Source organism: Mycolicibacterium peregrinum (genome assembly GCF_001665625.1).
In the GTDB taxonomy this organism is placed as follows: Bacteria; Actinomycetota; Actinomycetes; order Mycobacteriales; family Mycobacteriaceae; genus Mycobacterium; species Mycobacterium peregrinum_B.
The window spans coordinates 1-11,906 of record NZ_LZSY01000059.1 but is presented as its reverse complement, the minus strand read 5'-3'; the positions used below and the strand labels follow the sequence as shown (position 1 = coordinate 11,906).

Annotated in this window: 10 protein-coding genes and 1 pseudogene; 7 read left to right on the top strand and 4 right to left on the bottom strand. The window is 65.6% G+C overall.

Features of this window, described 5'->3' with window-relative positions; all coding sequences use genetic code 11:
• Together A5779_RS07545 and A5779_RS07540 are read right to left on the bottom strand one after the other, a co-directional pair.
• On the bottom strand, window positions 1–1,002 hold a 1,002-nt coding region (locus tag A5779_RS07545; RefSeq protein WP_131811603.1), incomplete at its 3' end, for an AAA family ATPase.
• A gap of 177 nt (window positions 1,003–1,179) precedes the next feature.
• Window positions 1,180–1,620, bottom strand: coding sequence for an SPW repeat protein (locus A5779_RS07540; protein WP_064880480.1), 441 nt, complete (start codon window positions 1,618–1,620; stop codon window positions 1,180–1,182).
• A gap of 146 nt (window positions 1,621–1,766) precedes the next feature.
• On the opposite strand from A5779_RS07540, the gene A5779_RS07535 reads away from it, so the two are divergent.
• Window positions 1,767–3,221: a hypothetical protein gene (locus tag A5779_RS07535; protein WP_131811602.1), complete on the top strand. Its 1,455-nt coding sequence runs from the start codon at window positions 1,767–1,769 to the stop codon at window positions 3,219–3,221.
• Window positions 3,222–3,320: 99 nt separating this feature from the next.
• A pseudogene (locus A5779_RS07530) lies at window positions 3,321–4,300 on the top strand (nitronate monooxygenase).
• Window positions 4,301–4,390: 90 nt separating this feature from the next.
• On the opposite strand, the gene A5779_RS07525 reads toward A5779_RS07530, so the two are convergent.
• Window positions 4,391–5,107 (bottom strand): TetR/AcrR family transcriptional regulator, encoded by a 717-nt coding sequence (locus tag A5779_RS07525; protein ID WP_082941576.1) that lies wholly within the window; start codon window positions 5,105–5,107, stop codon window positions 4,391–4,393.
• Window positions 5,108–5,197: 90 nt separating this feature from the next.
• Here A5779_RS07525 and A5779_RS07520 point away from each other — a divergent pair, with 90 nt between their 5' ends.
• Together A5779_RS07520 and A5779_RS07515 are read left to right on the top strand one after the other, a co-directional pair.
• A complete protein-coding gene (locus tag A5779_RS07520) occupies window positions 5,198–6,283 on the top strand; it encodes an oxygenase MpaB family protein (RefSeq protein ID WP_064880476.1) in 1,086 nt (361 codons plus the stop codon).
• A gap of 1 nt (window position 6,284) precedes the next feature.
• A complete protein-coding gene (locus A5779_RS07515; protein WP_064880474.1) occupies window positions 6,285–7,976 on the top strand; it encodes an aldehyde dehydrogenase family protein in 1,692 nt (563 codons plus the stop codon).
• Window positions 7,977–7,984: 8 nt separating this feature from the next.
• On the opposite strand, the gene A5779_RS07510 is transcribed toward A5779_RS07515, so the two are convergent.
• Entirely contained in the window at window positions 7,985–8,572 is a 588-nt protein-coding gene (locus A5779_RS07510; protein ID WP_064880471.1) for a TetR/AcrR family transcriptional regulator, read from the bottom strand.
• A 140-nt stretch (window positions 8,573–8,712) separates the two neighbouring features.
• Here A5779_RS07510 and A5779_RS34405 point away from each other — a divergent pair, with 140 nt between their 5' ends.
• The 3 genes from A5779_RS34405 to A5779_RS07500 form a co-directional block, all read left to right on the top strand.
• Complete coding sequence (locus A5779_RS34405; RefSeq protein WP_236734680.1) at window positions 8,713–9,435, top strand: SAM-dependent methyltransferase; 723 nt, start codon at window positions 8,713–8,715, stop codon at window positions 9,433–9,435.
• A complete protein-coding gene (locus A5779_RS07505) occupies window positions 9,341–9,727 on the top strand; it encodes an MmpS family transport accessory protein (RefSeq protein WP_236732193.1) in 387 nt (128 codons plus the stop codon). The genes A5779_RS34405 and A5779_RS07505 overlap by 95 nt, the downstream gene beginning before the upstream one ends.
• Window positions 9,724–11,906 (top strand): MMPL/RND family transporter (locus A5779_RS07500; protein WP_064880469.1); only part of this gene is annotated, 2,183 nt, incomplete at its 3' end. The genes A5779_RS07505 and A5779_RS07500, both read left to right, overlap by 4 nt.

The following is an 11,906-nucleotide window of genomic DNA, read 5'->3' as shown; positions in this document are numbered from 1 at the left end:
CGTCGCCCGCATATCTCCGTCGGCCTCCGACTCCAGCCGCCGCGCGAGTTTCCCCCGGATCCTCGACAGGTGCATCTCCCCGGCTGTCGCCCTGCGCAATTCGCCGTACAACGGATGCGCGAGGGTCGCCACCAGTCCGCGCCCGGAGCGGTCGACCCTGACCAGATGCATCTGTTCTGCGGCTTCCAGGTCGGCGGGCTCCACGAGATCGCCCAGAACGTCGACGCTCAGTGGCTCGCACTGTGACAGCGTGTCGAGCACCAACGCCATGCCGGGCTCGAGTCCACCGAGGCGACGCCCGACCATGTCGGTGATGCTCTGGGAGACGGCCACATCGCCGTCCCACATCCACACCCCGGCGGACTTGCGCATCCGCCCGGCGGCGATCTGGTCCTTCACCAGCTGCAGCAGGTACAGCGCGTTGCCTCCGGTCAGTTTCCAGAACCGGCGCGTGCTGCGGCTGTCCACCGGGCCGGCGACCGCCGACTCGATCAGCGTGGCTGCCGCCGCGGCGGACAGCGGTTCGAGGTCGATCCGGTCGAGCAGGCTGTCCTTCCACAGGGCGGTCACCGCGTCGGGTTCCGGGCCACCGGAACGCGCGGTGACGACGAGCCGTACTCCCTGGGTCTGCGCCAGTTGATGGACGACGTGCGCGGACAACGGATCGAGCAGGTGCGCATCGTCGACGCCGATGACCACCTTGCCCATGCGCTGGTGAGCGACGAAGGAATCGATCAAGCGCCGCACGTCGGGCAACGGATCGCACATGCTCTGGCTGATCGATCCGGTGAACGCACCGAGCGGGATGGCACGTGCGGATTCGGTCCCGACGAACCAACTGGTCCGGTGTCCGGACGCCGCCGCGTGGCTGAGGGCCTCCCGGGCCAACCGGGTCTTGCCGACCCCGGCACTGCCGACGATCACCACACCGTGATGGGTTCCCGGCCCACCAAGGGAGCGACGGATCGTCGCCAGTTCTTCTTCCCGCCCCGCCAGCTTCATCTCAGCAGTTCGTACCCGCTATCGCCGTAATCGGAAGTCCCGCGATTGCCCACGATATGGCGTCAAACCCGCCCGCGGGTAGCAAATTGACGCATCTTCGGATACCGGGGCGTGGCCTGGGCGCACAGAGTCCCCACCAGCCGGGGCCCGGCTGGTCACTCTTGGTGCGCCTACTGGTTAGGCGTGCCGCGCTTCGGAATTGCGCACCTGCATTCCGAAATACATCGCGGTGAACCCCAGCATCATCACCAGCGCGCCGCTGATCACGTGCGACCAGATCATGCCGGCGCTCGGTCCACTGACAAACACCCACGGCGAGATGATCAGCCACACACCGAATATCGGCAGTGTCCAGGTCATGCCGTGCGCGCGATCCAGCGCGAAGCTGAAACACATTGACAGGAACGCGATCGCCCCTCCGACGATCAGGTCGTTGACCGTCAGCCGGTTGAAGGCGTCGTAGCCGACGATCCACGGGGACAGCGCGACGTACATCGCTGTCAGCAACGTCAGGCCGAAGGTGACCTGCGCGGCCATCGACTCTGCGACCCGGTCATAGCCGGCGCGAAGGGCCAGAATGTCCGGATGTAGGTCGATTGATGAATGGACTGTACTCATTTCTTGTCCTTTCCGTTACACGGCAAGGCGTTTGGGCCCTACCGCCCCCATCCATCGCTTTCCAGGTTACGCCGCGACGGGCAAGATCGCGGCGCGTTCCGGAGGCTCGCAAGAGCCGCAGGCCCGCGCCAAGTAAGGTGTTCTCAATGCGTTGGCGCAGCAACGCCCGAACGGGTCAACCCACCGGCCCTCGTCAGCAACTCGGCTGGTTCGCAACGCTCTTCGCGATGGCCTTGGTCTTCCACTACTCCGACAGTCAGCCGCTGGCGGTGGTTCCGGCATTGCTGGCCGCCCTGCCCGCCCTGATATTTCCCGGCTCGGTGGCCGCCGCCGGTCTGGCCGTCGCCGCCGGCGCAACGGTGGCCGTGCGGAGCCTGCCTGCGGCGTCGAACCATCTGGTGCTGAGCCTGCTGGTCGCCGTGGCACTCGGCACCGCGGCCGTGTGGGCATGTGCGGTCCGGAACCGGGCCGGTGAACCGGACAGTTTCGTCGAACGCTGGCTGGATACCGCGCGGAGCCCGGTTGGCCTCGTGTTGCTCGTGGTCTACCTGTTCACGGTCTTCGACAAGTTGAACAGCGCGTACTTCACCCCGGCGACCTCGTGTGGCAGCGAGCTGTTCGGCCAGCTCATCTGGATGAACGGTTTCGACGATGTGACACCGAGCCAGGGTGTCGGTGAGGTCGTCGGCATCGCCGCGGTGGTTACCGAGGCCGCGATTCTCGGGTTGCTGGCGGTGCCGCGGCTGCGTTTCTGGGGCGTGCTGCTTGGGGTGAGCTTCCACTCGATACTGGCGATGACGTCGTTCTACGACTTCGCCACGGTCGTGTTCGCGGTGTACGTACTGCTGGTTCCGGCCGAGGTGTTCGCGACCCTGGCCGTCCGCGCTTCCGCGCTGCGGGGCGTGGCGCTCACCGGTTTTGCGGTTCACGTGCTGCTGAGTGTGGTGTCGAGTTCGGCCGACTCGCCGACGAGCCCGGTCGGACTGCCCTGGCACACCCTGCTGGTGCTCACCTGGTTCGTCGCGGTGGTGCCGTTCATGGTCGCGCTGCTGCGCGCGTACCACTCCGCGCAGACGGCAGGCGTCCGTCCACCGAACTGGAGCTTTCGCCCCGTGGTGCTGCTCCTCGCCCCACTGCTGGCTCTCGCCAATGGGTTGACGTCGTATGTGGGGCTCAAGACCGTGTCGAACTACTCGATGTTTTCCAACCTACGCACCGAGGAAGGCGTCACCAATCATCTGGTGCCTGGCGTCACCGCACTCCAGCTGGCCGACTATCAGCGCGACACCGTCACCGTGGTCGGGATGGATATTCCGCAGCAGTCGGAGGACCTGACATACCTTCGCCGACAGCTGCGTTGGATGTCGGAAGATCCCCCGGTCCGCATTCCCTGGCTCGAGCTGCGGCGCAGTGTGATGCTGTGGCAGGAGGCGGGCATCAGTGGCATCCGAATCGCCTATCTTCGCGACGGACCACTGCGCGTCGTGGACGACGCCACGAAAGATCCTGTCCTCGCGGCACCATTGCCGTGGTGGCAACGGCATCTGCTTGCTTTCCGCCCCGTCGACTCGGGTTGGGGCGCCGACGTCTGCCGCTGGTAGCTCTGGCACCGCGACCGTGCGTGTCTGTCGGCCGCCACGCCGTAAAACGTCGGCAGTTTGCGCACGCTCACGCAGACCCACATGGCGCAGAATCGCGGAATGGATATCGCGGATCGGCTGAAACTCGATGCGCCCGTGTCCAGGCCGGCATGGGCGGCGGCATTGCCGGTGCTCCGCTGGCCGCCGCGGTATCAGCGGCCGGCGGACTGGGAACCTTGGGGCTCCTGCCGCCCAGGCAGCTCAGGGCGGCCATCGCAACGGTCCGCGACCAGGCGCCCGGCCGTGCGGTCGCCGTCAATCTCTTGATGCCGTTCACCCGCCGTCCCCATGTCGAGGTCTGCCTCGAAACGAAGATCGACGTCGCGGTCATGGCGTTTGCGATCGACCGTGCCTTGATCGAACGACTAATCGACGCAGGCATTTTCGTCATCGTGATGGTCGGCACCGAACGGCAGGCCGCGGAGGCGCTGGCCTACGGCGCCGACGGATTGATCGCGCAGGGCCGCGAGGCGGGTGGGCATCTGGTCGGCACGGTGGCGCAGGCCGATTTTCTGCCAAAGGCATTGGCACTGGCCGGTTCCCGCCCGGTGTTCGCCGCGGGTGGCATCGCCACGGCGAGCGACACGCAAGCGGCCCTCGCCGCAGGCGCTACAGGTGTGGTGGCCGGCACGCGGTTCCTGCTCACCCACGAGTCCGGCGCGCATCCGGTGTACCGGCAGCGGGTCATCGATGCGGACAGGACGCTTGAGACAACGGCGTTCGGGCTCGCCTGGCCGGAACGTCATCGGGTGATCCCGAATGCGACCACGGACCGGTGGTGCCACCCGGACGGCACGGCCCGCCGGTTGCCGGCGGCCATCAACAAGTTCAGCGCGCCGCTGTCCCGAGTCCCCGACCGTGGTGACGGCGCATTGCTCGGCCTGCAACGCCCCGCCCTGCCGTTCCTCACCCCGATCACGCTCACCGCCGTCATGCCGGCGAGGTGGGCGGACCGCGCGGCTCTGTACGCCGGCGAGACCGCGCTGCGATTGGACCGGGTCACGTCGGCCGCGCATGCCGTCGCGGATCTCACACCGTAGCCACGCTCGGCATGCCACGAGCGTGCGCAGAATGCCGGCGAAATGCGGCGTGGCGGGCGGCAGACACGCACGCTCGCGGTGCGAAGAGGCTCAGACGCGGGCGCGCTCCGGATCGCGGTAGCTCTCGACCTGCGCGGCGATCACGTCGGGCGTCGGCAGCGGCTCGGCGCTGTCGAGGTACACACCGCCGGCGCGCAGTGTGTCCTCGACCAACAGCCAGATCCACCGCACGAGATCGGCCACCAACCGGTCCTGTGCGGTTGAGCCGGGTTGGTCGAGCCACCGCCCGGTTGTCGATTCCACCAACCCGACGATGGCGAACGCCAGAGGTTGAGGGTCGGTGTCCACGCCAAAGGCGTTGAGATACACCGTGAACAACGCATTCAGCTGAGTTCCGATGGTCTGCCGGATGTCGGCTATGGCATCGGGCGCCGAGCCGTCGTCGCCCAGGGAGCACCGTGCCAGGTAGCGGTAGAGGTTCCGGTGTTCGACGAGGAACCGGACGTGGGCACCGACGCCGGCCTCGATGATCTGGGCCATCGATCCGTGGGGCGTCCACAGCGGGGCAAGTTCGGTGTTGAGCATCTCGGCTGCGCGCTGCGCGATCGCGCTCTGCAGATCGGCCGCGCCGGCGAAGTGTCGGTAGAGCTTGGTGCGGGTCACCCCGACGTGTGCGGCGATCTGCTCGGTCGAGGCCTGCGGACCGTGTTCGGCGATCGCCGACAGTGCGGCGTCGACGAACTCTGCCCGCCGCCGCTCCCGCTGGCCGGCCCATCGACTCCCGGAACCGCTGCCCTCAGTTGCCACAGACACACCCTAGCCAATCAAGTGGTACATGACGTACCATACCGTAACTGGTACATAACGTACCACTAGATTTCGAAGGGAACGACGCAGATGGACGCGGTAATCGCGCTTCGCAAAGCGGCAGGTCTGCCGGCAGTTGCCGAACCCCTGGCACCGGCGGAGGACTACGGTTTCTTCGGCCCGGGGTCGGTCACCTGGAAGGTGTGGAGCTACCCAACCTCGCTACTGATCGGCTTCTCCCGCGCCGTCACCATCGAGCACCTCGATCCGTTCCTGGCGGCCGCCGTCGACGCCACCGGGCAGGTCTATGCCCGCACCCGCCTGCGCTACGACCGGACCATGCAGTACTTCGCCCTGGTGGCCTTCGGCGACGCCAAATCCGTCCTCGACGCATCCGAGATCCTGGTCAAGATCCACTCCAAGGCCGTCGGCACCGAGCCCATCACCAAGCGCCCGTTCGACGCCAACGATCCGCACTCACAGTTGTGGATCCACCTGACCGCATGGCACTCGATCCTCAAAAGCTACGAGATGTTCGGCCCCGGCAAGCTGTCGGCGGACGAAGAGAGCCAGTATTGGGAGGAATGCGCGCGGGCCGCGGAGTTCCAGACGATCAATCCCGACGACGTGCCCCGCACCCGCGAGGGCATCCGCGCGTACTTCGAGAGCTTCCGCCCGGACCTGGTCGGCTCCGAGGTGGCTCAGCGCATGATGGATTACCTGGTCGATCTGGGCTACCACATCCTGCCCGAGCGGATGCCGCGCTGGTTGCGCAAGGCGTTCAACATCCCGATGCGCGCCGCCATCATCGCGACCATGCCGCAGTGGATGCGACTGCTGGGCGGCATCCCCCAGCGTCGGATCGCCGATGTCGCGGCACGCGCCGTGGTGCGACCCTTCCTGCGGATCATCGCCGCCAAGCCGCGACTCGAACTGGCAGTCCTGGATCTCACCACGCCGAACACCACGCCGATCGTCGGCCCAACCCTGGTCGACATCCCGGCCAGGAACACCATCACCTACACGCCGGCCGAGGCCCGGGCGAAGTGGGGCAGACAGACTCCGTTCGAGCAGTACAGTCAGATCATGGCCAAGCGGGAGATCGGGCAGGGTCCGGCTCCCTACGCCCACAACCACCACGACGCACTGATGCAATTCGACAAGAGCGTGAGCTGATATGAACGAATCGCAGATCGACCAGGCCCTCGAGGATCTCGTCGAAGGCGAAAAGACCTGGGCCTCACTGTCATTGGCGGCCCGCCGCGGACTCCTCGACGAGGTGCGCGACCTGACCGTGCGCCATGCCACCGAGTGGGTCGACGCTGCCGTCGGGATCAAGCAACTCGACCCGGCCTCGCCCCTGGTCGGCGAGGAATGGATGTCCGGCCCGTACTCACTGGTCGCCGGGCTGGCCGCACTGTCGGAGAGCCTGAACAAGCTGGAAGCGGGCCGCAGCCCGCTCGACGGCGCCGAGTTCGGCTACGCTCCCGGCGGTCGGACCACGGTAAAAGCTCTGCCACTCAACACCTTCGATCAACTTTTGCTGTCCGGATTCAGTGCCGAGGTGTGGTTGCAGCCCGGAATCGAGAAGGCCGAGGCCATCCGGTCGGCCGGCCTGGCTCAACGCGACCCCAGCCGCACCCACGGCGTGGGCGCGGTGCTGGGCGCGGGCAACATCTTCTCGATCGCGCCGCTGGACACCATCTACGAGTTGTACGCCAACAACCGGGTGGTGGCCCTCAAGCTCAACCCGATCACCGATCCGTTACAGCCCGTGCTGACCAAGGTGCTGGCACCGTTCATCGCCGTCGGTGCGGTCCGCATCCTGACCGGCGGAGCCGAGGTCGGCACATATCTGGTGCGGCACAAGCTCGTTGACCACGTGCACATGACCGGTAGCGCCCTGACGTACGACGCCATCGTGTTCGGCACCGGCGAGGAGGGTTCCCGGCGCAAGGCAGCTGACGAACCCGTGCTCGACAAGGAGATGACCGCCGAACTCGGCGGGGTTTCCCCGACGATCGTGCTGCCCGGCTCCTGGAGCGCGGCCGACATCGAGTTCCAGGCCAATCACGTTGTCACGCAACGCTTGCACAACAACGGCTACAACTGCGTGGCTGCGCAGGTGGTGGTCCTGTCCAAGCGCTGGGCGCAGCGTGACGAGTTCATCGCCGCCATCCGCAAGGCCTTCAACGATGCGCCTGCCCGCCCGGCCTACTACCCGGGCTCAGACGTCAGGGTCGCCGGCGCGGACACGTCGTATCCGGACGCACAGCACCTGGGCTCGAGGGGTGCCCGGGTCCTGGTGGTCGATCCCGCCGACCGCGAAGCGTTGCTGTGCACCGAGTATTTCGGTCCGGTCCTCGGGGTGATCGAACTCGACGTGCCCGATGATCAATTCGCCGAGGAAGCGGTACGCGTCGCCAACGACGAGTTCGTCGGCACACTCGGGGTGAACATCATCGCCCACCCGGACACCATCAAGGCCATGGGCGACAAGTTCGACCACCTCGTCGAGCAGTTGCGCTACGGCACCATCGCGATCAACGCGTGGACCGGCGTCGGCTATCTGACCGCAACGGCCACCTGGGGAGCGTTCCCCGGCCACAAGCGCAATGACATCCAGAGTGGAGTCGGCGTGGTGCACAACGCTTTTCTGCTCGATCGCCCGGAGCGGACGGTGGTCCACGGCCCATTCCGTCCGGCGCCGCGTTCGGTGTTTCGCGGCGAGTGGTCGTTGTCCCCCAAGCCGCCGTGGTTCGTCAACAACCGCACCGCGGCGACGACGGGCCGATTGTTGGTGGACTTCGCCGGGGCGCCCGGATGGAGCAAGCTGCCCGCGATCTTCGCGTCGGCGCTCCGGGGTTAGGTACGGGGCTAGCCGGAGGCGACGGGCGTGGCCGGCGCCACTGCGGGCAGTAACCGCTGCGCGCAGTCCAGCAGCACCCGGTGCAGCTCCTCGTCGGTGACGTCGTTGAGGGCAGGATCGGTGGCACTGCCATAGACACCTGCGGCGAGGACCGACATGCAGATCCGGCCCGTGGCGTCGGGTTCGGGGCCCAACAGGATCAGGGTGAGCCGTTCGATCGTGTCCTGGAGTTCCGCCCGATCGTGCACCAGAGCGTCGATCACCGGGTCACCGTGGAACACCGCGGTAACCCGTCGGTGCCGCACGGCCATCTCGACCATGCCGCTGACGGCGGCTTCCCGCCGCGCCTCCGGAGTGGACATCGCCTCGGCGATACGGACCAGCCGCACCATGTCGTCGAAGACGGGTTGGATGACCGCCAGCGCGATCTCGTCCTTGGAATGGAACTGGTAGTAGACGGCCGCCTTGCTGACGCCGAGGCGGTCGGCGATCATCTGCAGCGACGTACCTTTGACGCCGTGCTCTGCGAACAGGCTCAGCGCCGCCTCCAGCACCCGCTCGCGGGCAAAGCCACGCGGCGCAACAGCCTTCGCCACACCCGTCCCTTCGTCGCGCTGAGCGTACCGAACGCGTTCTAGATCACAGCGTCAATAGCCAAACTAACTTGATTGAAGTTAGCCGACTGTATAGGTTTCACTTTACATCCGGCAAGGAATCCTGCGGGGGAGGAGTGATGATGCCCATTACGTGCGCGTCATATCCGGCAGAACTCCTCGATACCTTTCTGCTCGCCGCTGCCGAAACCGGCATCGAACAGGTGGTGTTCGTGTCCTCCGATCTGGACCCGCGTCCTTATCAACTGCCCTGGCCCGCAGGCACCCATGTGTACGTCGTCGACCATCCCGCGATCCTCGACGTCAAGACCGCCGCCATGGCCGGCACCACGTCGACCACAGTGGTGCGAGGGGTCCCCGCCGATGTCAGCGGCGACTGGCCTGCCGCACTGGTCCGAGCGGGATTCGACGCCGACCGGAGCGCCCTGTGGAGCGTGGAAGGCGTACTACCCTTCATTCCATCGGATGAACAGCGTCGACTCGTCGCCGACATCACTGCTCTGAGCGCGCCGGGCAGCCGGCTGATCTCAGAGGTGTCGGTCAGTCCGTTCCGGGACGATTCCGACGGGGACGTCACCCCGGACGTCGACGTAGAAAGATGTTGGCGGGAATCCGCCGACACCGAAATGATCACGAAGTGGCAATGGAGCTTCGCCGCTAGCCGGTACGTCACCGCGTACCTGACCTCCGAAAGGCCGACCAGCGAATATGAAGCTGTTGAGACGGTTCTGGATTCCGTTGATCATCATCGTGGTGGTGTTGGTAGGCGGATTCACGGTCATGCGGGTGCGCACGTTCTTCGGCGCAGGCGCCGGCTCCGGCATCGCCAGCGCGAAGGTCGATGACACCAAGCCGTTCGACCCCAAGGTCGTGGTCTACGAGATCTACGGCGTCCCCGGTGCGACGGCGGACGTGAACTACCTCGATCTCGACGCCCAGCCTCAGCGCGTGGACGGGGTGACCCTGCCGTGGACGCTACGTCTGGAGTCCACCGCTCCGTCGGTGTTCCCCAACATCGTCGCGCAGGGCGATGGCAACACGATCAGCTGCCGCATCACCGTCGATGACGAACTCAAGGACGAGAGAACCTCCAACGGCGTGAACGCCCAGACCTTCTGCTTGGTGAAATCTGCATGAGCAATTACGACACTCCTACCGACTCGATCCCGGTCAGCGGCCCACAGCACGCGCAGCCCGCCGGGCACGGCGGGATCGCAAAGTGGATCCGGCGCCTGGCCATCCCGATCATCCTCGGCTGGATCGCCGTCATCGGTGTCCTCAATGTGATCGTTCCCCAGCTCGAAGAGGTGGGGAAGATGCGCTCGGTGTCGATGACGCCGGACGACGCACCGTCGATGATCGCCATGAAGCGGGTCGGCGAGGTGTTCCAGGAGTTCAAGTCCAACAGCTCGGTGATGGTCGTCCTGGAGGGCGACAAACCGCTGGGCGACGACGCGCACAAGTACTACGACGAGATCGTCGCCAAGCTCGAAGCCGACAAGAAGCACATCGAGCACGTCCAGGATTTCTGGGGCGATCCGCTGACCGCGTCGGGCGCGCAGAGCTCCGACGGCTTGGCGGCCTACGTGCAGGTCTACACCGCCGGTAACCAGGGCGAGGCGCTGGCCAACGAATCGGTGGAGGCCACCGAGAAGATCGTCCAGAGCGTCCAGGCACCCGAGGGCGTCAAGGCGTACGTGACCGGCCCGGCCGCGATGTCGGCCGATCAGGAGATCGCCGGTAACCGCAGCCTCGAGATGATCACCGCCCTGACTTTCGTGGTCATCATCATCATGCTGCTGTCGGTCTACCGCTCCATCGTGACCGTGCTCCTCACCCTGGTCATGGTGGTGCTGTCGCTGTCGGCCGCCCGCGGTCTGGTGGCTTTCCTGGGCTACTACAACATCATCGGGCTCTCGACGTTCGCCACCAACCTGTTGGTGATGCTCGCCATCGCCGCCTCCACCGACTACGCCATCTTCCTGATAGGCCGATATCAAGAGGCCCGAAGTGTCGGCGAGGACCGGGAACAGGCCTACTACACCATGTTCCACGGCACCGCCCACGTCATCCTGGGTTCGGGCCTGACCATCGCCGGCGCCACGTTCTGCCTGCATTTCACGCGACTGCCCTACTTCCAGTCACTGGGTATCCCGCTGGCGATCGGCATGGTGATGGTGGTGCTCGTCGCACTGTCGCTGGGCTCGGCCATCATCACGGTGGCCACCAGGTTCGGTAAGACGCTGGAACCCAAGCGGGCCATGCGCACCCGCGGGTGGCGCAAGATCGGCGCCGCGGTGGTGCGTTGGCCGGGACCGATCCTGATCGCCACCATCGCCATCTCACTGATCGGCCTGCTCGCACTGCCGGGCTACAAGACCAACTACAACGACCGCAAGTACCTCCCGGCGGATCTACCCGCCAACACCGGCTACGCCGCGGCCGACCGGCACTTCTCGCAGGCCCGGATGAACCCCGAGCTGCTGCTGATCGAAAGCGATCACGATCTGCGCAACTCCGCGGACTTCCTGGTGATCGAGCGGATCGCCAAACGCATCGTCGGCGTACCCGGTGTCTCCCGGGTCCAGGCCATCACGCGCCCGCAGGGAACGCCGATCGAGCACACCTCGATCCCGTTCAACATCAGCATGCAGGGCACGACGCAGACGATGAATCAGAAGTACATGCAGGACCGGATGGCCGACATGCTCAAACAGGCCGACGAAATGCAGGTCACCGTCGACACGATGACCAAGATGATCGCGCTCATGGAACAGATGCGCGGCGTCATGAACAGCATGGTCGGCAAGATGCACGGCATGGTCGACGACATCAAGGAATTGCGCGACCACATCTCGGATTTCGACGACTTCTTCCGTCCGATCCGTAACTACCTGTACTGGGAACCGCACTGCTTCGACATCCCGATGTGCTGGTCGATCAGGTCGGTCTTCGACACCCTTGACGGAATCGACACCATGACAGCCGATTTCGAGCAGATCGTCCCTGACATGGACAAGATGAACGCGCTGATCCCGGTGATGATCGCGAACATGCAGCCGATGATCACCACGATGAAGACCATGAAGACCATGATGCTGACCATGCAGGCCACCCAGGGCGGCATGCAGGATCAGATGGCGGCCATGCAGGACAACTCCACCGCCATGGGTCAGGCCTTCGACGCCGCCAAGAACGACGACTCGTTCTACCTGCCACCGGAGACCTTCGACAACCCCGACTTCAAGCGCGGCATGAAGATGTTCCTGTCCCCGGACGGGCATGCGGTGCGGTTCATCATCAGCCACGAGGGCGA

Bases quoted from the DNA above. Each gene is read 5' to 3' on its own strand.
- A5779_RS07540 (WP_064880480.1), bottom strand. From the start codon at position 1,620: ATGAGTACAGTCCATTCATCAATCGACCTACATCCGGACATTCTGGCC.
- A5779_RS07535 (WP_131811602.1), top strand. From the start codon at position 1,767: ATGCGTTGGCGCAGCAACGCCCGAACGGGTCAACCCACCGGCCCTCGT.
- A5779_RS07520 (WP_064880476.1), top strand. From the start codon at position 5,198: ATGGACGCGGTAATCGCGCTTCGCAAAGCGGCAGGTCTGCCGGCAGTT.
- A5779_RS07515 (WP_064880474.1), top strand. From the start codon at position 6,285: ATGAACGAATCGCAGATCGACCAGGCCCTCGAGGATCTCGTCGAAGGC.
- A5779_RS34405 (WP_236734680.1), top strand. From the start codon at position 8,713: ATGCCCATTACGTGCGCGTCATATCCGGCAGAACTCCTCGATACCTTT.